Origin of the sequence: Actinomadura citrea (assembly GCF_013409045.1) — a bacterium.
Lineage (GTDB): Bacteria > Actinomycetota > Actinomycetes > Streptosporangiales > Streptosporangiaceae > Spirillospora > Spirillospora citrea.
In genome coordinates, this window is sequence record NZ_JACCBT010000001.1 from 8,220,509 (window position 1) to 8,243,570 (window position 23,062).

The 23,062-nt window shown below is 72.8% G+C and carries 20 protein-coding genes; 8 read left to right on the top strand and 12 right to left on the bottom strand.

Annotated elements, in window-relative coordinates; all coding sequences use genetic code 11:
* Window positions 1-22 precede the first annotated feature (22 nt).
* On the top strand, window positions 23-961 hold the full coding sequence (locus BJ999_RS37540; RefSeq protein ID WP_179837640.1) for an aminoglycoside phosphotransferase family protein: 939 nt from the start codon (window positions 23-25) through the stop codon (window positions 959-961).
* A gap of 63 nt (window positions 962-1,024) precedes the next feature.
* On the opposite strand, the gene tsaD is transcribed toward BJ999_RS37540, so the two are convergent.
* The 8 genes from tsaD to BJ999_RS37580 form a co-directional block, all read right to left on the bottom strand.
* On the bottom strand, window positions 1,025-2,059 hold the full coding sequence (gene tsaD, locus BJ999_RS37545; RefSeq protein ID WP_229810505.1) for a tRNA (adenosine(37)-N6)-threonylcarbamoyltransferase complex transferase subunit TsaD: 1,035 nt from the start codon (window positions 2,057-2,059) through the stop codon (window positions 1,025-1,027).
* Between the two features lie 67 nt (window positions 2,060-2,126).
* Window positions 2,127-2,618, bottom strand: coding sequence for a ribosomal protein S18-alanine N-acetyltransferase (rimI, locus tag BJ999_RS37550; protein WP_338070791.1), 492 nt, complete (start codon window positions 2,616-2,618; stop codon window positions 2,127-2,129).
* Entirely contained in the window at window positions 2,615-3,295 is a 681-nt protein-coding gene (gene tsaB / locus BJ999_RS37555; RefSeq protein ID WP_179837641.1) for a tRNA (adenosine(37)-N6)-threonylcarbamoyltransferase complex dimerization subunit type 1 TsaB, read from the bottom strand. Before tsaB ends, rimI begins: the two co-directional genes overlap by 4 nt.
* A gap of 67 nt (window positions 3,296-3,362) precedes the next feature.
* Window positions 3,363-4,361, bottom strand: coding sequence for a hypothetical protein (locus BJ999_RS37560; protein WP_179837642.1), 999 nt, complete (start codon window positions 4,359-4,361; stop codon window positions 3,363-3,365).
* Between the two features lie 126 nt (window positions 4,362-4,487).
* Window positions 4,488-4,958 carry a tRNA (adenosine(37)-N6)-threonylcarbamoyltransferase complex ATPase subunit type 1 TsaE gene (gene tsaE / locus BJ999_RS37565; protein ID WP_268247842.1) on the bottom strand — a complete coding sequence of 157 codons (471 nt, stop codon included), beginning with the start codon at window positions 4,956-4,958 and terminating at the stop codon, window positions 4,488-4,490.
* A complete protein-coding gene (locus BJ999_RS37570; protein WP_179837643.1) occupies window positions 4,955-6,034 on the bottom strand; it encodes an alpha/beta fold hydrolase in 1,080 nt (359 codons plus the stop codon). The genes tsaE and BJ999_RS37570 overlap by 4 nt, the downstream gene beginning before the upstream one ends.
* An 11-nt stretch (window positions 6,035-6,045) precedes the next feature.
* Window positions 6,046-7,170: an alanine racemase gene (alr, locus tag BJ999_RS37575; RefSeq protein WP_179837644.1), complete on the bottom strand. Its 1,125-nt coding sequence runs from the start codon at window positions 7,168-7,170 to the stop codon at window positions 6,046-6,048.
* A 262-nt stretch (window positions 7,171-7,432) separates the two neighbouring features.
* Entirely contained in the window at window positions 7,433-8,914 is a 1,482-nt protein-coding gene (locus BJ999_RS37580) for an NAD(P)H-hydrate dehydratase (RefSeq protein WP_179837645.1), read from the bottom strand.
* Between the two features lie 225 nt (window positions 8,915-9,139).
* Here BJ999_RS37580 and BJ999_RS37585 point away from each other — a divergent pair, with 225 nt between their 5' ends.
* From BJ999_RS37585 to BJ999_RS37595, 3 genes are all read left to right on the top strand, one after another.
* Window positions 9,140-10,000: a helix-turn-helix domain-containing protein gene (locus tag BJ999_RS37585; protein ID WP_179837646.1), complete on the top strand. Its 861-nt coding sequence runs from the start codon at window positions 9,140-9,142 to the stop codon at window positions 9,998-10,000.
* A 39-nt stretch (window positions 10,001-10,039) separates the two neighbouring features.
* Window positions 10,040-10,261, top strand: coding sequence for a DUF397 domain-containing protein (locus BJ999_RS37590; RefSeq protein ID WP_179837647.1), 222 nt, complete (start codon window positions 10,040-10,042; stop codon window positions 10,259-10,261).
* A gap of 249 nt (window positions 10,262-10,510) precedes the next feature.
* On the top strand, window positions 10,511-10,723 hold the full coding sequence (locus tag BJ999_RS37595) for a DUF397 domain-containing protein (RefSeq protein ID WP_179837648.1): 213 nt from the start codon (window positions 10,511-10,513) through the stop codon (window positions 10,721-10,723).
* A 160-nt stretch (window positions 10,724-10,883) separates the two neighbouring features.
* Here the strand turns inward: BJ999_RS37595 and BJ999_RS37600 are convergent, their stop codons facing one another.
* The 3 genes from BJ999_RS37600 to glmS form a co-directional block, all read right to left on the bottom strand.
* A complete protein-coding gene (locus tag BJ999_RS37600; protein WP_179837649.1) occupies window positions 10,884-11,858 on the bottom strand; it encodes an ABC transporter permease in 975 nt (324 codons plus the stop codon).
* A gap of 5 nt (window positions 11,859-11,863) precedes the next feature.
* On the bottom strand, window positions 11,864-12,808 hold the full coding sequence (locus tag BJ999_RS37605; RefSeq protein ID WP_179837650.1) for an ABC transporter ATP-binding protein: 945 nt from the start codon (window positions 12,806-12,808) through the stop codon (window positions 11,864-11,866).
* A 98-nt stretch (window positions 12,809-12,906) separates the two neighbouring features.
* Complete coding sequence (gene glmS, locus BJ999_RS37610; protein WP_179837651.1) at window positions 12,907-14,751, bottom strand: glutamine--fructose-6-phosphate transaminase (isomerizing); 1,845 nt, start codon at window positions 14,749-14,751, stop codon at window positions 12,907-12,909.
* A 123-nt stretch (window positions 14,752-14,874) separates the two neighbouring features.
* Here glmS and coaA point away from each other — a divergent pair, with 123 nt between their 5' ends.
* Window positions 14,875-15,816 carry a type I pantothenate kinase gene (gene coaA, locus BJ999_RS37615; RefSeq protein ID WP_179837652.1) on the top strand — a complete coding sequence of 314 codons (942 nt, stop codon included), beginning with the start codon at window positions 14,875-14,877 and terminating at the stop codon, window positions 15,814-15,816.
* 20 nt (window positions 15,817-15,836) lie between these two features.
* Here the strand turns inward: coaA and BJ999_RS37620 are convergent, their stop codons facing one another.
* Window positions 15,837-17,210, bottom strand: a complete 1,374-nt coding sequence (locus tag BJ999_RS37620; protein ID WP_179837653.1) for an alkaline phosphatase PhoX — start codon at window positions 17,208-17,210, stop codon at window positions 15,837-15,839.
* Window positions 17,211-17,369: 159 nt separating this feature from the next.
* Between BJ999_RS37620 and BJ999_RS37625 the strand changes: the two genes are divergently transcribed.
* From BJ999_RS37625 to BJ999_RS37635, 3 genes are all read left to right on the top strand, one after another.
* Window positions 17,370-19,595, top strand: coding sequence for a DUF4132 domain-containing protein (locus tag BJ999_RS37625; RefSeq protein ID WP_179837654.1), 2,226 nt, complete (start codon window positions 17,370-17,372; stop codon window positions 19,593-19,595).
* 122 nt (window positions 19,596-19,717) lie between these two features.
* Entirely contained in the window at window positions 19,718-21,886 is a 2,169-nt protein-coding gene (locus BJ999_RS37630; protein WP_179837655.1) for an MMPL family transporter, read from the top strand.
* Between the two features lie 5 nt (window positions 21,887-21,891).
* Window positions 21,892-23,061 (top strand): sensor histidine kinase, encoded by a 1,170-nt coding sequence (locus tag BJ999_RS37635; RefSeq protein WP_179837656.1) that lies wholly within the window; start codon window positions 21,892-21,894, stop codon window positions 23,059-23,061.
* Window position 23,062: the final 1 nt, after the last annotated feature.

Below are 23,062 nucleotides of genomic sequence, written 5' to 3' on the forward strand. Positions count from 1 at the left end.
ATACCCTTCGGAATCCGTTTTCATGGACCAGGTGACCCACCTACCGGCTCCCTGCCTGCCGACCGGCGTCCCGCCCGGGCACACCACCCTGCGATGGGTGGAGGAGTGCCTCGGCAAGGGCGCCGAGGTCCGCATGGTGCGGCCCCTCGCCGGCGGCTCCGCCCACGCCAACCACGCCCTCCTCGTCGAGAGCCGCTCCGGCGAGGCGCACCACCTCGTCCTGCGCCGCTGGACCTCCCGCGAGGCCGCCCCCCGCCGCTGCTACGGCGACGCCGAGTTCTCCCCCGAGCGCGAGATCGCGGCGCTCGCGCTGCTCGCCGGCTGCGCGATCCCGACACCGTCCCTGGTGGCCGCCGACCCGTCGGGCGCCTACTGCGACGTCCCCGCCCTGCTCATCACCCGGCTCGCGGGCCACCCGCCGCGCCCGTCCCACGACGACCTGCCCGAGTACCTGATCCAGCTGGCCGCCGCGCTGCTGGCGGTGCACGAGCTGAACGGCGCGTCCACGATGCCGCCGTACGTCCCGCACAACCGCCTCGACGCGCGGCTCGCGCCCAAGCACGCGCTCCGTCCCGACCTGTGGGAACGCGCCTTCGAGGTCGCCGCCCGGCCCGCCCCGGAGGCGCCCGCCCGGTTCATCCACCGCGACTACCACGCCGACAACACGCTGTGGTCCTTCGGCAGGCTCACCGGCGTCGTCGACTGGTCGGACGCCTCGTCCGGCCCCATCTCCGTCGACATCGCCTGCATGCGCCGCGGCCTTGCGCTGCGCTACGGCGCGTCCGTCGCCGACCGCTTCCTGTGCTCCTTCGACCAGGTCTCCGGCGGCCACGAGCACGACCCGTACTGGGACGTCCGCGGCCTCCTCGACCTGCTCCCCGAGGACGGCGCCCGCACGCTCGACGAACCCCAGGTCCCCCTCTACGAGGACTACCTCGACAGGCTCCTCGCCCAGTGCTGAGGCGCCGCCCCACGGACGCGCCGGCGCGTCAGGCGCCCGGGGCGGGCGTGACGGCGCGCGCGTTCACAGGGTGACGGCCTCGACCGGGAGGCTGGAGTCGGCGGGCAGTTCCAGATCGGACGGACCGATGCCGGAGGCGACCAGCTCCGAGCCCAGGGCGGCGACCATGGCGCCGTTGTCGGTGCACAGCTTCGGGCGCGGAACGCGCAGGCGGACCCCGGCGTCCGCGCAACGTTCCGCGGCGAGCGCGCGCAGCCGCGAGTTGGCCGCGACGCCGCCGCCGATCAGCAGGTGGTCGACGCCGTTGTCCTTGCAGACCTTCAGCGCCTTCCGCGTCAGGACGTCCACGACGGCCTCCTGGAAGGACGCCGCGACGTCGGCGACCGGGACGGGCTCACCCGCGCGCTCCTTCGCCTCCACCCAGCGCGCCACGGCGGTCTTCAGGCCCGAGAACGAGAAGTCGTAGGTGCCGTCGTTGTACTTGCCGCGCGGGAACGCGATCGCGGCCGGGTCGCCCTCGCGGGCCATGCGGTCGATGACGGGGCCGCCGGGGAACCCGAGGTCGAGGACGCGGGCGACCTTGTCGAACGCCTCGCCCGCCGCGTCGTCCACCGTGCCGCCGAGGGGCCGGACGTCGCCCGCCACGTCCGGGACCAGCAGCAGGGAGGAGTGGCCGCCCGAGACCAGCATCGCCACGCACGGCTTCGGCAGCGGGCCGTGTTCGAGCTGGTCGACGCAGACGTGCGCGGCCAGGTGGTTGACGCCGTAGAGCGGCTTGCCGAGCGACAGCGCGTACGCCTTGGCGGCCGCGACGCCGACCATCAGCGCGCCCGGCAGCCCCGGGCCCGCGGTGACCGCGAGCGCGTCCACGTCGGTGAACGCCACCCCGGCGTCCGCGAGCGCGCGCTCGACGGTCGGCCCCATCGCCTCCAGGTGCGCCCGCGACGCGACCTCCGGCACGACGCCGCCGAACCGGGCGTGCTGGTCCACGCTGGAGGCGATCGCGTCCGCCAGCAGCGTGTGCCCGCGCACGATCCCGACCCCGGTCTCGTCGCAGGACGTCTCGATGCCGAGCACCAGTGGCTCGTCCCGAATCACGTGAGTCTCCCTGTCTCCCCGTTCGCCCTGTCCCGCCCGCTTCCAGGGCGCCTTCTGCCGCTCCGGCTCATTCGGCTCTGGTGAAGCCCATGGGCGGACGGTCGCGGAGCTTGCGGCACATGACGATCGCGTCCACGTCCGAGGGCTGGTAGTAGCGCTTGCGGATGCCGACCCGCTCGAAGCCGAACCGCTCGTAGAGGCGGTGGGCGGCGTCGTTGTCGGCCCGGACCTCCAGGAACACCGACTCGCTGCCGCGCCGGACGGCCTCCTCCAGCAGGGCGGTGAGCAGCACCGCGCCGATGCCGCCCTTGCGGCGGTCCGCGCGCACCCCGATGGTCTGCACGTCGGCCTGCCCGCCCGCCGCCGCCAGGCCCGCGTAGCCGACGATCTCGCCGCCGGGCGCCTCCGCGACGACGTAGTACCGGGTGCGTGGCTGGTCGGCGAGCTCGCCGGCGAGCATCTCCTCGCTCCAGGCGTCCTCCGGGAACAGCGCCCGGTCCAGCCGGTGGACGACCGGAAGGTCCGCACCGGTCATGGGCCGCAGGACGACGTCGCTCACGCCGGCGTCACCTTCTTGCGGGGGCCCGGCTCCTTCGCGTCCGGCCGGCGCAGGTAGAGGGGCTCCGGCGGCAGCAGCTCGGGCCCCTTCAGGCCCGACAGCCGCGCGACGGCCAGCTCGGCGAGGGCGCTCGCGGTGGGCAGCAGCGGCTCGTGCCCGGACTCTCCGAGGACCTCCGGGTACAGGGCCGCGCCCTCGCCCACGACGGGCAGCCCCTCGGGCGCGCCCTTCAGGACGTCCGCCGCCGGGCCCACGGCGGGCTCGGTGGCGCGGAACCGTGCCGAGTCGTACCGAGCCCAGTAGACCTCTTTGCGGCGGGCGTCGGTGGCGACGGCGAACGGCCCGTCCCGCTTCGTGGCCCAGGCCATGATGTCGAGCGTGCAGACACCGTGCACGGGAACGCTGAGCGCCTCGCCCATCGCACGGGCGGTGACCAGCCCGACCCGCAGGCCCGTGTAGGGCCCCGGCCCGACGCCGACGGCGATCGCGCTGAGATCATCGGGCGCAGCCCCCGCCTCCGCCATCACCTCCGCGATGGACGGGGTGAGCAGCTCGGTGTGGCGCCGCCGGTCGACGGCCTCCGCCAGGCCGCGCGGCGCCGCGTCCTCGCCGGGAATCCACTCGTACAGCGCCACGGTGATCGCGGCGGTCGCGGTATCGAAAGCCAAGACCAGCACGGGTTGTAAGCCTACCGGCCGCCGGCACGGGGTGGTCCGGCTCTCGCCCAGCCGGGCTCAGGCGGGCTCAGCGCCGGCTCAGCGCGGTGACCACGGCCTTGGTGACCTCGGTGGCGCCGCCGGTGGCGGTGTCCGACGAGAGCGGATCGCCCTTGTCCGAGCCCGAGTAGTGGACGGTGACCAGGACGTTGGCGACGCGCACGTTGCCGATGGCCTCGCCGGAGCCCTGGTTGTCGTCCACGCTGTAGACGATGTAGCCCTCGTCTCCGACGCCGGTGAGCCGGATCTTGTCGGTGAGCTTCTGCCCTGCCAGCAGCGCCTTGCCGGACTCGTCGGCGGTCCGCTCGGTCGCGAACGTCTTGCGGGCGGCGTCCGTGGGCGACGCCGCCGCCCCGGCCGTGATCGCGCGCAGTTCGATGGTGAGCTGCCGCCTCTTCTCTCCCGCGTAGGCGCCCCACACGCACTGGTTCTGCTGGTCGTCGCCCTGGTAGTTGTCGGCGTCGGTGCGCTCGGACTGGGGCGCCAGCCGGCCGATCAGACCGTCGCCGACGATCGTGCACGAGTCGGGGACGGTGGTGCGCTCCCCCTTGGACGCCGGGGAGTCGTCCGTGGCGCCGCTGCCGACGACCTGGCCGGTGCTCTTGTCGCCGCTCGCGCCGACGCCCGTCAGGACGGCGAACGCCGCGACCCCGCAGACGGCGACACCGGCGACGGCGCCGCCGAGGACGACGGCCCAGCGCCGCCCGGTGCGGCGCTCGCGCGCCCGGTGGCTGCCGGTGCGGTATCCGCCGCTCCCGCCACGATGGGGTCCGCTGCCCGCCCGGTATCCGCCGCTCTCGGTGCGGTATCCGCCGCTTTCGGCACGGTATCCGCCACCGGTCTCGTACGGGCCGGTCTCCCGCTGGTACGGACCGCTGCCCGGCCGTCCGGAGGAGTACCGCCCGTACTCTTCTCCGCCCGCGCCGTATCCACCGCCGTCCGGCCGGTAACCGCCGCCTGATCCCTGGCCACCGTCCGAAGCCCGGTGGCCGTCGCGGTAATTCCCGCTGCGATGGTTACCACTCACCGGCCCCACTCCCGTTCGGAATCGATATGTCGCGAAGGTGAGGTTCGTTCCGGCAAAGAGTACGACATCAAGCCGTAAAATGGACCAACTCGCCAGGCAAAAACCGTAGAAGTTGCCAGACCCGTGTCATCCGGGGCCGAGTTCCAGGTCGGACCAGCGATCACCGACCCCGACGATCCTTACCTCGCGCCCCTCGCCGGGTCCGTCACCGCGAGAAATGATCATTTCCAGCCGGTCCTCGGCGAGGCCTTCGGCGAGCCCTTCTCCCCATTCCACGATCGTCACCGATTCCGCGATCGACGCGTCGAGATCGAGATCGTCCAGCTCCGCGAAACCGCCCAGCCGGTAGGCGTCCACATGCACCAGCGACGGCCCGCCCGCGAGCGACGGATGCACCCGCGCGATGACGAACGTGGGCGAGGTGATCGGGCCGCGCACCTTCAGCCCCTCGCCGATGCCCTGCGTGAGGGTCGTCTTGCCCGCGCCGAGGTGGCCCGTCATCACGAGCAGGTCGCCCGCCCGCAGCAGCCCGGCCAGGCGCAGCCCGAGCTCGCGCATGTCCTCGGCGGTCGGGACGGCGACGGTGACGGCTTTCACGCGGTGCGCTCCTCTTCCTCGTACACGGGGCGGACCCGTTCGACCAGCCGGCGCAGCCCCCCGGTCACCACGCCCGGGTACTCCAGCGGCAGCACGTGCCCGGCCTCCTCCACCTCGACCAGTTCCGCGTCCGGCAGCGCCGCGGCGATCCGGCGGGCGTGCTCCGCGGGGGTCAGCCGGTCCCGGCCGCCCGCCAGCACCAGCATCGGCACCCCGCCGAGCACGTCCAGGCACCCGATCTTGTCGTGCGCCATCAGCGCCGGGTAGTACTCCGCGATCACGTCGATCGGCGTCTCCCTGATCATCTGCTCCAGGAAGCCCACCACGGACGGGCTGACGTGCTTGTCGGCGAACGCCATCTTCCGCGTGACGACGAACGCCAGGTCGGCGCCCAGCCCGCGGGCCTTGTCGACCAGCTCGGCGCGGCGGCCGAGGCCGCGCAGCGTCCCCGGGGCGAGCGGCCGGACGGCCTTGGCCAGCAGCAGCGGAAGCCCCAGCGTCATCTCCCCCATGTCGCCGCAGGAGGTGTTCACCAGCGCCACGCCCACGACCCGCGACCCGAACAGCTCGGGGTGCCGGTCCGCCAGCGCCATGATCGACATGCCGCCCATGGAGTGCCCCACGAGGACGACGGGACGGTCCGGCGGGACGGCCGCGTCCAGCACCGCGCGCAGGTCGTCGCCGGTCTGCTCGATCGTCGCGTCCCCGGGCCTGCCGCGTCCCGAACGGCCGTGGCTGCGCTGGTCCCAGAACACCAACCTCAGCGAACCCCGCAGGTCGCGGCGCTGGTAGTGCCACGAGTCCTGGTTGAGGGTGTAGCCGTGGCAGAACACGACGGTGAGGTCGGCGTCGTCGAGGCCGTCCACCTCTACGTGCAGCGGCACGCCGTCGTCGGTCCGGACGGACAACTCCCGCCCGCGCAGCTCGCCGAAGGGCTCGTCCGCGTCGGGGTCCGGGCGCAGCCGCACCCGTCCGACGGCTAGGCGCCGCAGCCCGACCGCCGCGCCCAACCCCGCGGCGCCCACGCCCGCGATGACCCCGGCGACGCCGATCCTGCGCCTGTTCCTGCTGTCCATGCCCGTGCCCCCTACAGCCCCCCTCCCGGGTACGCCCTCGGTACCCGGGCTCCGATGCGGGTGACGATCTCATACGAGATCGTCCCCAGCGCCTCCGCCCACTCCTGCGCGGTCGGCTCGCCCCGGTCCCCCGGGCCGAACAGGACGATCTCGTCTCCCGCCGCGAGCGGGTCGTCGCCGAGGTCGACGACGAACTGGTCCATGCAGACCCGCCCGGCGATCGTCCTGCGGCGCCCGCCCGCGAGGACCTCCAGCACGTTGGACCCGTTTCGGGGGATCCCGTCCCCGTACCCCACGGGCACCACGGCCAGCGTGGTCTCCCGCTCGGTGTGGTACGTGTGACCGTACGACACTCCGCTGCCCGCCGGGACCCGCTTGACCAGCGCCGCGTCCGCCACGAGCGTCATCGCGGGCCGCAGCCCGAACCCGCCGAGCTCCGGCACCGGGGTCAGCCCGTACGTCGCGATGCCGGGCCGGACGAGGTCGAACCGCGCCTCCGGCAGCGTCAGCGCCGCCGCCGAGTTCGCGATGTGCCGCACCTCGAACCGCGCCCCCGCCCTCTCCGCGTGCGCCACCATCTCGGTGAACGCGCCGAGCTGCGCCGCGATCGAGGGATGGCCCGGCTCGTCCGCGCAGGCGAAGTGCGACATGACCCCGGCCACCCGCACGTGCCCCGTGGCCTCCGCCTTCAGCGCCGCGTCGACCAGCGCCTCCCAGCCGTCGCCCCGCGCGCCCCCGCGCGACATGCCCGTGTCGGCCTTGAGGTGGATCCGCGCCTCGCGTCCGGCCCGCTCCGCCGCCCGGACGACCTCGTCCAGCAGCCAGACCGCCCCCACGGTCAGGTCCACCCGCCGCGCGACGGCCTCCTCGTAAGGCTCGCCGGGAACGCCCAGGCAGACCAGCGTCCGGACGGTGAGCCCCGCGTCCCGCAGCCGCAGCGCCTCGGCCAGCTTCGCGACGCCCAGCCAGGACGCCCCGCCGGCGAGCGCGGCGCGGGCGGCCTCCACCAGCCCGTGCCCGTACGCCTCGGCCTTCACCATGGCCATCACCTCGGCGCCCCCCGCGTACTCGCGCAGCACCCCGATGTTGTGGCCGATGGCGCCGAGATCGACCCGTGCCTCCGCAGGAACCCTCATGGTCACCCAGTCTGCCGCCCCCACCCCCATGCCCGCGCCTCATCCCCCAGGTCACGGCCGGAACGGCCCCTCACGAGCGCTCCCCCGGCGCCCCTTAATCCAATATGACGTAAATGCCCGACTCCAGGTTCACCCCCGGCGAACGGTCCGAGCCTCAGCCGGGGCCGACGCAGGCGACGGCAGCCACACCGGCCGTCACGGGCACCGCGAACCGCAAGGGCAGCGTGAGGATCGCCTGCGTCGTGACGGGGCCAGGGGGTCGTCACCCCTGGGCCGACACGGTCCTGAAGGCGGCGGGGAGGGCTTCGACTACGTCTTGGGCGCTGATGGGGGCTTCGGGGCCGGGGGTGGGGGCCGAGGCCAGGCGGGCGGCCAGGCCGTGCAGGTAGGCGCCGGCGGCGGCCGCGTCCAGGGCGGGCATCCCGCCGGCGAGGAGGGCTCCGATCAGGCCGGACAGGACGTCGCCCGTACCGGCGGCGGCGAGGCGGGGGGTGCCGGTCGGGTTCACGCGGACGGGGCGGTCCTGCTCGGCCACCAGGGTCGTGGAGCCCTTGAGCAGGACGGTCGCGGAGAGTTCGGCGGCGGCGCGGCGGACGTGGTCGAGGCGGGCGGCCTCGATGTCCTCGCGGTCGGCGGCGACGAGGCGGGACAGCTCGCCCGCGTGCGGGGTGAGGACGGTCGGGGCGGCGCGGCGGAGCAGGTCGCGGCGGCGGGCCAGGACGGTGAGGCCGTCGGCGTCCACCAGCACGGGCAGGTCGGTGGTGAGGACGGCCTCCAGCAGCGACTCGGCGGCGTCGCCGGTGCCGAGGCCGGGGCCGGCGACCCAGGCCTGGACGCGCCCGATGCGCTCCAGGATCCCCGCGTCGTGGCGGCCGGGCTCGACGACCGTGGTGACCACTTCGGGCCAGCGCTGCCGGACGAGCTCGACCGGGCGGGCCACCGAGGCGAAGCGGACCATTCCGGCGCCGCCGCGGAGGGCGCCGCCGGTGCTGAGGACGGCCGCGCCGGTGAACCGGTCGCCTCCGGCGAGGATGCCGACGACGCCGCGGCGGTACTTGTCGGACTCGGGGCCGGGCTCGGGCGGGGCGATGTCGGCGGGCCGGGCGGCGACGACGTCGGGGTCGGGCAGGTCGGGGCCGAGCCCGATGTCGACCAGCTCGACCACGCCGCAGTGGGCCGCGCCCGGGTCGATGAGCAGGCCCGGCTTGTGCGTGCCGAAGGTGACGGTGATGTCGGCGTGGACCGCCGCGCCCTCGACGCGCCCGGTGCTCGCGTCCACGCCGCTCGGGACGTCGCAGGCGATCACGAGCCCGGCGGACTCGGAGGCGAGGGCGGCGTACCGGGCGTGGGGCTCGCGGAGCGCGCCGGTGCCGCCGATGCCGGTCAGGCCGTCGATGATCAGGTCCGCGCCGGCGATCGCGGCCTCGGCGCCGGAGTCCAGCAGGCGGCCGCCGGCGGCGCGCAGGTCCGCCAGCCCGGCCGGGTGGATTGCGGACCCGGCCTGGACGGCCCGGACGCGGGCGCCGCGGCGGGCGAGGCGGGCCCCGGCGTACAGGGCGTCGCCGCCGTTGTCGCCGCCGCCGATCAGCAGGACGACGCGGGCCCCGTACACGGCGGGCAGGACGCGCGTGCAGACCGAGGCCAGCCCGGCGGCGGCCCGCTGCATCAGGGCGCCGTCCGGGAGGCGGGCCATGAGGGCCCGCTCGGCCGCCCGGACCTTGCCGACCTCGTGCGCGTACCTCATCCGCGGCTCCCCAAGTCGATCACACACTTAGAGTGCCACGTGGGGACCGTCCGCAACCTCCGGCGGAGGTGATCACAACTTGCAGCGCAAGTTTCGGTGTCATGTGCGTAAAAGAATCTTCAGCCGTAGAATCTTGGTCCACCGGTCCGATGTATTCGCGCCGCCACCCCCCGGTGCGGCAGAATGCGCCCAGATCAGTCCGCCGGGACTGGAGAGGCCCGAGCAATGAGCACTTCCCGAGGTCCCTCCGTCCGGCAGCGGCGGCTGGCCGCCGAGCTCCGGAGACTGCGCGAGAGCAAGGGTCTGACCGGAGACGAGGTCGCCGAACGGCTCACCTGGTCCACAGCCAAGGTCAGCCGGATCGAGAACGCGCGGACCGGCGCGAAGATCGGCGATGTGCGGCGGCTGCTCGATCTGTACGAGATCGACGGCGCGCGGCACGACGACCTGATCGCCCTGGCGCACGACGCCGCCCAGCGGGGCTGGTGGGAGGACTACCGCGACCTGCCGAGCCAGCTCGCGGACTTCATCGCGCTGGAGTCCGAGGCCACGGCGGCCAGGGAATGGGGCAGCACGGTCATTCCCGGGCTGCTGCAGTCGGAGAGCTACGCCCGAAATGTGATCGGCGGCTGGAGCGACCTGGCCACCCTGCCCCCGCAGGAACTCGAACGCCGGCTCGACGTGCGAATGCGGCGGCGCGAACTGCTGGACGGTCCCACCCCGCTGGAACTGTCGGCGATTATCGACGAGGCGGTTCTACGGCGCCGCATCGGCGATCACAAGGTCATGCGCGAGCAGCTCGAACATCTGTACCAGATGACCGAGCGGCCGAACGTGAACGTACAGATCTTGCCCTTGGACATAGCACACTCGGTGTTGGCTGAATCGTTTATCCTTCTAGAATTCTCTTCGGTGCACGACATCACCTTTCCTGATATCGTGCACACGGAATCACTGACGATCAGCCACTTCGGGGATGAAGCCGTCACCTATATGTACCGGCTCGCTTATTCGAGCCTGTCCCGGCAGGCGCTGGACGCCGCGGAGTCGCGGCGGCGCATAGCCGAGGTCAAAGAGGCGTGGTGACGGTCCCCCAAGGGGCTCAATTCTTGTGAAAGGCACCGAGTGTCCCCTTTCGCCACTCCTGTTCCACAATGGAGGAAAAGCGCCTACTGCGGGGCGAGCAATACCTGCGTCGAGATCGCCACACTGTCCGATTCATCCCGTCTTATCGGGGCGCGGGACGCCAAGCACGGCACGCAGAGTCCGGTTCTGTCATTCTCCCAGGGCGAATGGCGGGAATTTCTCAAACGAGCAAAGAAGGGTGATTTCGACCTGGGTTGCTGACCCGGCGCCGACGCGCCGTCCGGCCCCGTCCGCCCCGTGCGGCGCGGGGCCACGCCGCACGGGCCGGGTCCACCGCTGACCCGGCTCGTCGCCCCCTCATCCGCAACTCGGCAACTACCTCGGCACGCCTGTCACACGGGTACCGCGCCACCCGGACGTGATCAGGCGTTTTTTGCGATCTTGTTACCGTGTGCTTGAGCACCGGCAGCGCGGCCGCGGGCAATGCAACTTTCAATGCAGGGAGCCGGAATGAGTTTCCAGGGGACACCGCCCGCCCGATGGAGAAAGAGCGCTCGATGCGGCGCCAGCAACGGCTGCGTCGAGGTCGCACGGCGCACGGAGGACGCCATATCCGTGCGCGACACCGAGGACACCGCGACGATCCTGTCGTTCCGGCCCGACGAATGGCTCCGGTTCACGGAGGAGGCCAAAGACGGCCGTTTCGACCAGCCACTGAAATAGTCACTGCAACTTGCATCGCCGGAGAGATTTCCAGTCCGGCCGGAGAATTGCGATCAACGGGAGCGGATTCGCGCCGCCGCAGGATATGCCACCTGTTTTTCCGCGGCACCCCGCTCCCGCTGATCGCATTTTCCTGAAGTCGATCGCATTGTGAGCCCGCTCACGCCACCCGAACGCCCCGGGGGACCCGGTGAAGCGGCGTTCGCAGCCGGGAGGCCGTCACGGCCACCGCGCCTCCCGCGAGGGCCAGATCGAACGCCAGCCCCCACGGCCACACCGCGGCCCCGTCCGAGCGCGACGACCCGTACCGGTCGTCGTCCCCCGCGCGGATCTCGCGCACGCCGCGGCTGATCTGCCCGAGCGGGTCGGACGACGCCGAGCGGGTGATCACCTGGTCGCCCACGAAGATGCGGCGCTCGGGCAGGCGCGGCGCGGCGTCGGCGAGCGCGACGACCGGGTTCGGGGCCAGCAGCCACCAGATCCGCTCGGTGTGCTCCCGGCTGTACCCGCCGTACGAGCCGTCGACATGCTCGGACGTGAGCGGGACCGCCAGCGTGAACAGCAGCGGCGTCCCGACGAGCAGGCCGAACACCGTCAGATACGACAGCAGGATCGAGGTGACGCTGCGAGCCAGTACCGCCGACCAGGCCTGCGAGACCGCGCAGACCACGCCGATCATCAGCGCCGTCACGAGCAGGACGACGAAGGCCCGACCCGCGCCGATGGCGCCCTCGGCGACCGGCAGCAGCAGGCTCGGCAGCGTCAGGAGCAGGGTGACCAGGCCGGTCCCCCAGGCGGCGGCGAGCTTGCCGAGCGCGATCTCGACCGGGGTGAGCCGGGTGACCTGGAGCGTCGCGAGCGTCCCGCGCTCCCGGTCTCCGTTGACCGACTGTCCGCCGAGCGCCGGGGTGACGAGCAGCGTCAGCACCAGCACCCCGAGCAGGACCCCGCCGAACATGGGGACGCCGGGCTCGCCGTAGGACGAGGTGTCGCCGTACTCCAGCGCCACCCGGAACAGCAGCCCGAGTCCGTTGACGGCCAGGAACCAGGCCGCGAGAAGGATCTTCCAGCGGCCGGTCCGCAGCCGCGTCCTGATCTCCTGCCGTGCCACCAGGCCGATTCCGTGCGCGGTCATGGCGCTCACCTCCGGTCCTCGGTCATCGCCAGGTAGGCCGATTCGAGCGCGCTGCCGGCGGGCGCGAGGCCGCTGACGGGCACGCCGGCGGCGACGAGCCTGGCCAGCAGCCCGGCCGCCTCGCCCTCGGTCAGCGGCCCGACCTCGGCGCCTCCCGCCGCGTCGGCCGCCCGCACCCAGGGCAGCCCGTCGAGCTCGCGGTCCAGCGCCGCCGCCAGCGCCTCGGGGTCGAGTGAGCGGATCCGCCACCGGACCCGGGCCGACGCGCCGGCGATCTCCGCCATCGCGTGGTCCCCGGCCGTCCGGCCGTGGTCGACCAGGACGACCCGGTCGGCGATCTCCTCCAGCTCGCTGAGGATGTGGCTCGACACGAGCACCGCGACCCCGTCGGCCGCGAGGGAGCGCAGCAGGTCGCGCAGCTCGATGCGGGAGCGCGGATCGAGGCCGGACGCGGGCTCGTCCAGCAGCAGGACGCGCGGCCGGTGCACGAGGGCCCGCGCCATCCCGAGGCGCTGCTTCTGCCCGCGCGAGAGGGCGTGGACGGGCTGCCCGAGATGGTCCTCCAGGTGGACGAGGCTGAGCAGCGCCCTGATCCGGCGCGGGCGCTCCTGCCTGGACAGCCCGTAGGCGTCGGCGAAGAACGCCAGGTACTCGTCCACTGTGAGCTGGTCGTACACGCCGAACGTGTCCGGCATCCAGCCGAGCGCTTCGCGAGCCCGCGCGGGCCGGGCCAGTGCGTCGTGCCCCGCGATCCGCACCGTGCCCGCGTCGGGCGCGAGCAGGGTCGCCAGGATCAGCAGCAAGGTCGTCTTGCCCGCGCCGTTGGCCCCGACGAGCGCCGTGACCTGCCCGTACCGGACGGTGATGTCGAGGCCGCGCAGCGCCTCCACCGGCCCGAAGCGCCGCACCACCCCGCGCGCCTCGATCGCGAGGCCACCGTCTCCTGCCACCCGTCACCTCCGACGCCGGGCCGGTCCCGATTCCGATGGGACGCGGCCCGCCGCCGGAGGGTTCACTCGATTTCGGGCTACTCGCCCGAAATCGAGTGCTATTCGACGGTGACGGACTTGGCGAGGTTGCGGGGCTGGTCGACGTCGTGGCCCTTGGCGGTGGCCAGCTCGCACGCGAAGACCTGCAGCGGGACGGTCGTGACCAGCGGCTGCAGCAGCGTCGGGACGGCCGGGACGCTGATCAGCGTGTCCGCGTAGGGCTCGACCGACGCGTCGCCCTCCTCGGCGATCACGATCGTCCGGGCGCCGCGGGCCCGGATCTCCTGGATGTTCGACACGATCTTGTCGTGCAGGACGTCCCGCGCCCGCGGCGGCACGACGACCACGACGGGCAGGTCCTTCTCGATCAGCGCGATCGGGCCGTGCTTCAGCTCGCCGGCGGCGAAGCCCTCGGCGTGCATGTACGCCAGCTCCTTGAGCTTGAGCGCGCCCTCCAGGGCGACCGGGAAGCCCACGTGCCGGCCGAGGAACAGCACGCACCGCTCGCCGGCCAGCGAGCGGGCCAGCTCCCGCACCGGCTCCATGGTCTCCAGGACCTTCTCCACCTTCTCCGGCATCCGTTCGAGGAGCTGGACCATGGCGAAGACCTCGTCGCCCCACTTGGTGCCGCGCACCTGCGCGATGTAGAGGGCGATGAGGTAGACGGCGACGAGCTGGGTGAGGAACGCCTTGGTGGACGCGACCGCGATCTCCGGCCCGGCGTGCGTGTAGAGGACGCCGTCGCACTCCCGGGGCAGCGTGGAGCCGTTGACGTTGCAGATGCCGAGCAGCTTGGCCTTCTGCTCGCGGGCGTGCCGGACGGCCATCAGCGCGTCCATCGTCTCGCCCGACTGGGAGATCGCGATGACCAGCGTCGTCGGGGACAGGATCGGGTCGCGGTAGCGGAACTCGCTGGCCAGCTCGACCTCGCAGGGCAGCCCCGCCCAGTGCTCGATCGCGTACTTGGCGATCAGCCCGGCGTGGAAGGACGTCCCGCACGCCACGATGATGATCTTGTCGACCTCGCGCAGCTCCTGGTCCGGGATGCGCATCTCGTCCAGGTGCAGGCGCCCGTCGGCGCCGATCCGGCCGAGCAGCGTGTCGGCGACGGCGCGCGGCTGCTCGGCGATCTCCTTGAGCATGAAGTAGTCGTAGCCGCCTTTTTCCGCGGCGGACACGTCCCAGTCGACGTGGTACTCCTTCACCTCGGCGGGGCGCCCGTCGAAGTCGGTGACCGTCACCCCTTCCGCGCGCAGCTCGACGACCTGGTCCTGGCCCAGCTCGATCGCGTCCCGGGTGTGCTCGATGAACGCGGCCACGTCGCTGGCGAGGAAGTTCTCGCCGTCCCCGACGCCGACGACGAGCGGGGAGTTGCGGCGCGCCCCGACGACCAGGCCCGGCGAGCCGGTGTGCGTCGCGACCAGGGTGAACGCGCCCTCCAGCCGGCCGCAGACGCGGCGCATGGCGTCGGCGAGGTCGCCGCCGGCCTTCAGCTCGTCCTCCAGCAGGTGGGCGACGGCCTCGGTGTCGGTGTCGGACCCGAGCCCGTGCCCGCCCTCCTCCAGCTCCGCCCGCAGCTCCGCGAAGTTCTCGATGATGCCGTTGTGGATCACCGCGACGGAGCCGGTGCAGTCGAGGTGCGGGTGGGCGTTCCGGTCGTTCGGCGGGCCGTGCGTCGCCCACCGGGTGTGCCCCATGCCGAGCGTCCCGGCGGGCGGGGGCTCCTCCGCCAGGGCGCCGCGCAGGTTCACCAGCTTGCCCGCGCGCTTGGCCGTCGTCAGCTTCCCGTCGGCCAGCACGGCCACTCCGGCCGAGTCGTAGCCGCGGTACTCCAGCCGCGCCAGCCCGTCGACGACCACGTCGAGGGCGGAACGGCCGCCCACGTAACCCACGATTCCGCACATGGCGGCAACTCTATTCGGTGCCGCCCACCGGACCTACCTGCGAGGGCCTCCGGAGCATGACGCTAGCGTGGACGACCGGTGGAAACCCGGTGACCGGAACGCAAGCCCGGTTACTGTTCAGCCATGACGAGCGGATGGGACAGCGTGCCGAGCCCCTACGTGGAACTCTCCCGTGAGGCCTGGCGCGGCCTGCGCGAGAACACCCCGCTCCCGCTCACGCCCGGTGAGCTGGACGCCCTGCGCGGCCTGCGCGACCCGATCGACATCACCGAGGTCGAGGAGGTGTACCTGCCGCTGTCCCGGCTGCTCAACCTGTTCTTCCTGTCGGACGGGCGGCTGCGCGACACCGTCAGCGGCTTCCTCGGCGGCGCGGTGCAGCCCACCCCGTTCATCCTCGGCGTGGCGGGCAGCGTCGCGGTCGGCAAGTCCACCACGTCCCGGCTGCTGCGCACGCTCCTCGCGCGCTGGCCGGAGCACCCGAGCGTGGAACTGGTCACGACCGACAGCTTCCTGCACCCGAACACCGTTCTGGCCGAGCGCGGGATCATGGACCGGAAGGGGTTTCCCGAGTCCTACGACCGCCGCGCCCTCGTCCGGTTCGTCTCGGCGATCAAGTCGGGTGCCGCCGAGGCGTCGATCCCGGTCTACTCGCACCTGGAGTACGACATCGTCCCGGGCGCGGCGCAGACCGTCCGGCGTCCCGACATCCTGATCGTCGAGGGCCTCAACGTGCTGCAGGCGCCCCCGCCCGGCACCCTGGGCGTATCCGACTTCTTCGACTTCTCCATCTATGTGGATGCGCGGGTCGAGGACATCCGGCAGTGGTACATCGACCGGCTCTTCGCGCTGCGCCGCACCGCGTTCACCGACCCGCGCTCCTACTTCCACAAGTACGCCCGCGAACTGGACGAGGACGAGACCGCCGCGTTCGCCCAGCGCGTGTGGCGGGACGTCAACGAGATCAACCTCGTCTCCAACATCCTTCCGACCCGCGCCCGCGCCACCCTCGTCCTCCACAAGGACAAGAAGCACAGTGTCCAGAAAATCCGACTTCGTCGGATTTGATTTCTCGCGATCAGCCGAGGTCAGCCGCGGGACCAGGGGCCTGTCACGGCGAAGGTGGTCCCTGGGGTGTAGACGTTGACGTACATCGTGCGGTTGTCGGGGGAGAACGTGACGCCGGCGAACTCTCCCCACTCCGGCTCGGTCTCCGTGCCGATGTTCTGGCGGTTGCGGGCCACCGGGTAGACCGTGCGGCGGCGGGAGACGCCGAAGACGTGCTGGGCGCCGTTGCCGTCCTCGCACACCATCAGGCCGCCCTGCGGCGCCAGGCAGATGTTGTCGGGCGACTCGCCGGGCTTCTCGACGTCGGTGTCCGGGCCGAACACGATGACGAGGGTGAGCCGGCGGTGGCGCGGCTCGTAGGACCACACCTGCCCGAAGTGGTCGGCCCGGGAGCCGTCCTTCGTCTTCGCGAAGCTCGACACGAAGTAGACGCGGTCGCCGCCCCAGTAGCAGCCCTCCAGCTTCTGCGCGTGGGTGATGCCTCCGGACCCGAAGTCCTGGAACCGGATCGGCGTCTGCGCCGCGAGCGGGTCGGGCACCTTCTTCCACTCGACGTGCTCGAACACGGTGCCGGGCTCCTGCACGACCGACAGGTCCGGGACGCCGGGGACGCACAGCGCCTCAAGCCGCCCACCGGCCCGCAGGCTGCCGAAACCGCCGCGCGGACGCTTCGGCTGGAACCGGTAGAACAGCCCGAACGGCTTCTCGAAGGCGTCCTCGGTCTCGTAGACGGTGCCGTCCCGCGGGTCGACGGCGATCGCCTCGTGCTGGAACCGCCCCATCGCGGTCAGCGGCTCGGGGACGGTGCGGTCCTGGTCGTACGGGTCGACCTCGAAGATGAACCCGTGGTCCTTGGTGTAGTTCCCCGTGCCCGCCTTGTCCTCGGTCTCCTCGCAGGTCAGCCACGTGTGCCACGGGGTGGGGCCCCCGGCGCAGTTGACGGCCGTCCCGGCGATGGCGACGCGCTCGGTGTGCACGCGCCCGGCCGCGTCGACCTCCAGCGCGGTGCAGCCGCCGAGACCGCCCGGGTCGTAGGTGACGTCCTCGACCGCCGGCACCCGGTGCGCGGCGTCCGGCCGGTTCTCGTGGTTGCGGACGAGCCACGTCCGGCCCCGGCGCCCGGGGAAGGCCGCCATCCCGTCGCAGTGACTCGGTACCGGCCCCTCTCCCGAGCGCAGCGGGTCGCCCTCGCGGGACAGGACGGTGTAGCGGAAGCCGCGCGGCAGGTCCAGCAGTCCCCTCGGGTCGGGCACGAGGGGTCCGTACCCGTCGTGGCCGCCGGTCGGGGCGGCGGACGCGCTTCCGGCGAACAACTGCTCCACGGATCCGGTGAAGGCGATCCCCGCCCCCACCGCACCCGTCCTGGCGAGGAGCTGGCGGCGCGAAACTGTCATGAGCACACTCCCTGATGGATCGTTACAAGATCCTCTTGCTCGTTGTAACACGCGTCACATCGATTGTGAACCGACGCGCGCGCGGAACCGGCCGAACCGCGGATCCGGGCGGTGCGTCTGAAGATCGATACTGTCCGTGCCTGCAGTGAGACTGGAGCGATGACCGACACCCTCGGCGTCGAGTACGCCCCCGCGAGCGCCCTGCCCCGCCTGCTCGTCGATCCGCCGTGGACGCGCCGGACGCGCGCGAGCGCCGAGCCGATCGTCCTGAAGGGTCTGAAAAGGCCCAAGACGCCCGCCGTGGAGTCCTGGCCGCCCGGGTTGCGGGACGCGTGGCTGAAAACTCCGCACGCGTTCCCGAAGGCGTACGAGCCGTTCCCCGAGGAGCCCGACTGGGCGGCCATGGCCGAGCGGTTCCGCAGCGGCGAGGTGCTGAGCCACCCGCGGGGCGGGAGCCGGCGCCGTGACTACTACTGGCTGGTGATGCGGGGTCCCGACGACCTCGCCGAAGAGCTTCTCGCCGACGAGCGCTACTACGCCGACTGGGACAGCTACGTCTTCGTCGACCCGCTGAAGCACTTCGCCGCCCGTCGCGGCCTCGCCGCCCACCGGCTGCTGCTCCGCGCGGCGAAAGGGCACATCTCCTGCTCGGCGGCGCTCGTCCCGTTCCTGGACGACGCCACGGCGCAGATCGTGATCGGCGCGCTCGGCCGGGTCGACGAGGCCGCACGGCTCTGGTTCACCTGGCACGGTGCCGACGCGGCCCCTTTCGTGGTCCCGGATGCGCTGCGCAAGCCGGGCCCCAAGCGCACGAAGGCCGAGCAGGGCCTCATGCTGATCGCCCGCGAGCACGGCAGCGGCTGCGTCGTGGACGCGGCGCGGGGGTACGGCGAGGAGGCGGTCGCGGCGATCGAGGCGCTGCGCACCGACCCGCTGGACCAGTATCCCGACGATCTGCCGGAATGGGACGAGGAGACCGTCGGCAGGCTCCCGCGACTCCTGCTGCGCGGTCGCGACCGGGCACTGCCGGTGGAGGCCGTCCGGCACTTCGTGACCATGCTGCTGATCTCCACCCCGCAGGATCCGTATCCGGGCTGCGAGCAGGTCATCGAGCTGTGCGACCCGGCCTCCCTGGCCGAGTTCGCCTCGGCTCTCAGCGTCAACGACCGGGGCAGCGGGCTGTGGGCGTCGCAAGGCGTGCAGTACGCCCTCCGGCGCCTCGGCGACGCCGGCACGGCCGCCCGGCTGGCCGACCGCATGGTGCGCTGGGACAACTACTACACCTGGACGTTCAAGGGGTGGACGGCGGTCGACGTCCTCATGGCGATCGACATGCCCGCCGACGACAGGCTGCGCCTTCTGGACCGCATCGCCCGCCGCGGCGCCGACGCCAAGCACCTGCGCCCCCGCGTGCAGGGCCGGTTGAACACGGCCGCCCGGGATCGCGGGCTGACCCCCGAGCAGTTGGCGGACCTGCTCGTCCCGGACCTCGGCCTGGACGCCGAAGGCTCGATGACGCTCGACTACGGCCCGCGCCGCTTCGTCGTGGGCTTCGACGAGCAGCTCAAGCCCTTCGTGACCGACGAGGACGGCAAGCCCCGCAAGGCCCTGCCGAAGCCGGGCGTCAAGGACGACGAGAAGCTCGCGCCGCTCGCCCACCAGCGGTTCGCCGACCTCCGGAAGGAGGCCCGGGCGGTCGCCGCCGACCAGATCAAGCGGCTGGAGAAGGCGATGGTGGCCGGGCGTTCCTGGGCGCCCGAGGAGTTCCTTTCGGCCTTCGTGCGGCACCCCCTGATGCGCCACATCGCGCGCCGCCTGGTGTGGTCGGCGGAGGGCACCGCGTTCCGGGTCGCCGAGGACGGGACGCTCGCCGACGTCCACGACGACGAGCACGTCCTCCCGCAGGACGCCCGCGTGACGCTCCCGCACCCGGTCCTTCTCGGGGAGGACACCGTGGCGGCCTGGGCCTCGGTCTTCGGCGACTACGAGATCCTCCAGCCGTTCCCGCAGCTCGGACGTCCCGTCCACACGCTGGAGGACGGCGAGCGCGACGCCGCCCGGCTGGCCCGCTTCGAAGGACTCACCGCCCATTTCGGCAGGTTCATGGGCATGACGTCCCGCGGCTGGGAGCTCGGCGACAAGGAGACCGGCGGGTTCCGCCGCCAGGTCAACCTGATCACTCCGGACGAGCGGCACGTGATGGTCGCGTTCGAGCCCGGCATCCGCGTCCTCGACCCCGAGGAGTTCGCGGAGCAGACGATCGAGCGCGTCATGCTGATGACCGGCCGCTACTCCGGGAAGGCGCATCCCTTCGGGGCGCTCGATCCGGTCACCGCGTCCGAGATGCTCGCCGAGCTGACCCGCCTGACCGGCCCCACCGCCTGACCGGCCCCACCGCCTGACCGGCCCCACCACCTCACCGGCGCCTCCGTCCACCGATCGGTGGACGGAGGGTTCCACCGGTCGAGGCTCATGCGCGCCGGGACGCCGCGGCCAGCATTTCCGGTATGACGGATCTTCTCGTACGCATGGCCCGGTGGAGCGCCGGGCATCCCTGGCGCGGCATGGCCGCCTGGCTGCTGTTCGTGGTGCTGTGCCTCGGCATCGGCGTCGCGGCCGGCGGGCACGCGGCCACGACCGAGGACTTCCGGATCGGCGAGGCCGGTCGGGGGGAGGCGATCGCCGCCGAGGGCGGGCTCCAGCAGAGGCCCGTCGAGCACGTGCTGGTCACCGGCAGGGGCGCGGTCGCCGACGCCGCGGCGCGGGACGCCGCCGCGCGGATGGGGCGGCTGCCCGAGGTCGCGTCGGTGTCGGCGCCCGTGCGGTCCAAGGACGGCTCGGCGGTCCGCGTCGACGTGACGCTGAAGGGCTCCGAACTCCAGGGCAAGGACCACGTCGAGCCGTTGCGGGCCCAGACCGCGGCGGTCCAGGCGGCGCACCCGGGCGTGAGGGTGGAGGAGACGGGCAGCCCGTCCATCAGCAAGGGCGTCGGGGAACTGCGCGACGACGACCTCGCCCGCACGGAGATGATCGCGTTGCCGATCACGCTGGTCACGCTGCTGCTGGTGTTCGGCTCGTTCGCGGTGGCGGTCGTGCCGGTGGTGCTCGCGCTGACCTCGATCGCGGCGGCGATCGGCCTGTCGATGCTCGCCTCGCACGTCTTCCCGGACGCCGGGGTCGGCGCCAGCGTGATCCTGCTGATCGGCATGGCGGTGGGCGTCGACTACACCCTCTTCTACCTCAAGCGGGAGCGGGAGGAGCGGGCCCGCTCGGGCGGCCGGCTTGACGCGCGGGCGGCCGTGGAGACCGCCGCGGCGACGTCGGGCCGCTCGGTGGTGGTGTCCGGGCTTGCGGTCGCCGCGTCCAGCGCGACCCTCTACCTGGCCGACGACGTGATCTTCTCCTCCATCGCGACCGCGGCGATCGTCGTCACGCTGATCGCGGTCGTCAGCTCGCTGACCGTCCTCCCGGCGGTGCTGGCCAAGCTCGGCGGGTGGGCGGAGCGGCGGGCGGTCCGGCGCGGCCGGACGCCGAAGCCGCCGCGGACGGGCGGCGGCCGGATCACCCGGGCGATGCTGCGCGCCACCGGAAGGCACCCGGCCGCGACGCTGGCCGTGGCCGTCACGGCGATGCTGGCGCTGACCGCGCCGCTGCTGAGCATCGACCTCACGGACATGGGCCGCGACAGCCACCCGCGCGAGATCCCGGCGATGCGGACCTACGACCGGCTGAACGCGGCATTCCCGGAGCTGAAGGCCATGCACCAGGTCGTCGTCAGGGCCGGCGCCGGACGCGCGGACGAGGTGACCGCGGCCCTGCACGCCCTGGCGGAGCGCGCCGAGGGCGACCCCCTGCTCGCCGGGACGTCCGAGCTGCGCACCTCGCCGGACGGGCGGATCAGCCTGCTCGAACTCGCGGTGCCGCACCACGTGAGCACCGACGCGGCGCGGCGCTCCCTGGAGCGGGTCCGCGGCGAGTACGTCCCGCAGACCGTCGGGAAGCTCGGCGTGGAGACCGCCGTGACCGGGGACGTGGCCCGCTACGCCGACTATCCCGAGCACCAGGAGAGCAAGCTGCCGTTCGTCATCGGGGCGCTCCTGCTGGTGACGTTCGCGATGACCGTGTGGGCGTTCCGCTCGGTGGTCCTCGGGCTGATCGGCGTGGTGCTTAACCTGCTGTCGGCCGGCGCCTCGCTCGGCCTGCTCACCCTGGTGTTCCAGGGGACATGGGCGGAAGGGCTGCTCGGCTTCACCTCCACCGGCTCGGTCGGCTCCCGCGTCCCGCTCTTCCTGCTGGTGATCCTGTTCGGGCTGTCGATGGACTACCAGGTGTTCGTGATCAGCCGGATCCGGGAGGCGGCGCTGCGCGGCGTCCCGACCCGGCAGGCGGTGCTGGACGGGGTCGGGGGCTCGGCGAGCGTGGTGACCAGCGCCGCGTTCGTCATGGTCACGGTGTTCGCCGGCTTCGCCACCGTGCACATCATGGAGCTGAAGCAGATGGGCTTCGCGCTGGCAGTGGCGGTGCTGCTGGACGCCGCCGTCATCCGCATCACGGTCCTGCCCGCGCTGATGCTGCTGCTCGGCGACCGGTGCTGGTGGCCCGGCCGGCGGCAGCGGCGCGGCCCCCGCCGGACGCCGGACCGCGCGGCCGGGGCCCTGCCGCAGAACATAGGCTGACCCGCATGGTGCAGCCCGGTGAACGACCCCAGGTGCGGGCGCTCCGCAGGTGGTACGCCGCCGCCTGGATCCTGTTCGGACTGGTTCCGCCGGCCCTGGCGGTGGCGGACCAGCCGGACTCCACCAGGGCCGCGACGCTGGCGCTGCTGTCCGCGCTCGGGCTCTGCTACCCGATCACGGAGACCTTCCCCGGGAACCCGGTGATCCGCCGGAACACGTTCCTGGGCGCGCTGATCGCGGGGATCGGCGCCGTCTCCTACCTGATGGGCGGCGCCGCGTCCCTGCTCATCACGTCCCTCCCGCACTTCTGGATCCTCGCGGGGAACCCGCGGCGCGCGGTGCTGCTCAGCGGCGCCGCCGCCGCGGCCGCGGTCGCCGGGGGCGCCGTCCGGGCCGCCCCGGACGGGGAACCGCTCACCGGCAACTCGATCGCCGCCCTCGTCGGATACGCGGCCGGGGTCCTGCTCGGGCTGTGGATGAACCGGGTGGTCGGGCAGCACGACGAGCGCGCCCGGCTCCTCGAGGCGGACCTGGCCGACGCCGAGCGCCGCCTCGCCGAGGCGCAGCGCCGGCAGGGCGCCGCCGACGAGCGCGAACGGATCGCCCGCGAGATCCACGACACGCTCGCGCAGGGGTTCGCGTCCATCGTCGTCCTGGCGGAGGCGGCCCGCGACGGCCTCCGCTCCGACCCGGACCGCAGCGGCCGGCAGCTCGTGTCGATCGAGCAGACGGCGCGGGACAACCTCGCCGAGGCGCGCGTCCTGGTCGGGGCGGCGTCGCAGGGCAGCGTCGCGCCCGCGTCGGTCGCCCGGACGCTGCGCCGCACCCTCGACCGGTTCGCCGAGGACACCGGGCTCACCGTCCACGCCGAACTGCCCTACGTCGAGTGCGACCAGACGACCCGGATCGCGCTGCTGCGCTGCACGCAGGAGTCGCTCGCCAACGTCCGCAAGCACGCCGCCGCGTCCACGGTCGGCGTCGTCCTCGAAGGGCACCCGCACGGCGTCGAGCTGGAGATCACCGACGACGGGCGCGGATTCGCGGTGGCCGGGTCGCGCGGCTTCGGCCTCGACGGCATGCGCCGCCGCCTCGCCGAACTGGGCGGCGAGCTCACCGTGACCAGCTCCCCCGGCGAGGGCACCCGGATCCTCGCCATGATCCCCGCGAGGGCGTGAG

Bases quoted from the DNA above. Each gene is read 5' to 3' on its own strand.
- BJ999_RS37540 (WP_179837640.1), top strand. From the start codon at position 23: ATGGACCAGGTGACCCACCTACCGGCTCCCTGCCTGCCGACCGGCGTC.
- BJ999_RS37570 (WP_179837643.1), bottom strand. From the start codon at position 6,034: ATGGACAGCAGGAACAGGCGCAGGATCGGCGTCGCCGGGGTCATCGCG.
- alr (WP_179837644.1), bottom strand. From the start codon at position 7,170: ATGAGGGTTCCTGCGGAGGCACGGGTCGATCTCGGCGCCATCGGCCAC.
- BJ999_RS37580 (WP_179837645.1), bottom strand. From the start codon at position 8,914: ATGAGGTACGCGCACGAGGTCGGCAAGGTCCGGGCGGCCGAGCGGGCC.
- BJ999_RS37585 (WP_179837646.1), top strand. From the start codon at position 9,140: ATGAGCACTTCCCGAGGTCCCTCCGTCCGGCAGCGGCGGCTGGCCGCC.
- BJ999_RS37595 (WP_179837648.1), top strand. From the start codon at position 10,511: ATGAGTTTCCAGGGGACACCGCCCGCCCGATGGAGAAAGAGCGCTCGA.
- BJ999_RS37600 (WP_179837649.1), bottom strand. From the start codon at position 11,858: ATGACCGCGCACGGAATCGGCCTGGTGGCACGGCAGGAGATCAGGACG.
- glmS (WP_179837651.1), bottom strand. From the start codon at position 14,751: ATGTGCGGAATCGTGGGTTACGTGGGCGGCCGTTCCGCCCTCGACGTG.
- coaA (WP_179837652.1), top strand. From the start codon at position 14,875: ATGACGAGCGGATGGGACAGCGTGCCGAGCCCCTACGTGGAACTCTCC.
- BJ999_RS37620 (WP_179837653.1), bottom strand. From the start codon at position 17,210: ATGACAGTTTCGCGCCGCCAGCTCCTCGCCAGGACGGGTGCGGTGGGG.
- BJ999_RS37625 (WP_179837654.1), top strand. From the start codon at position 17,370: ATGACCGACACCCTCGGCGTCGAGTACGCCCCCGCGAGCGCCCTGCCC.
- BJ999_RS37630 (WP_179837655.1), top strand. From the start codon at position 19,718: ATGACGGATCTTCTCGTACGCATGGCCCGGTGGAGCGCCGGGCATCCC.
- BJ999_RS37635 (WP_179837656.1), top strand. From the start codon at position 21,892: ATGGTGCAGCCCGGTGAACGACCCCAGGTGCGGGCGCTCCGCAGGTGG.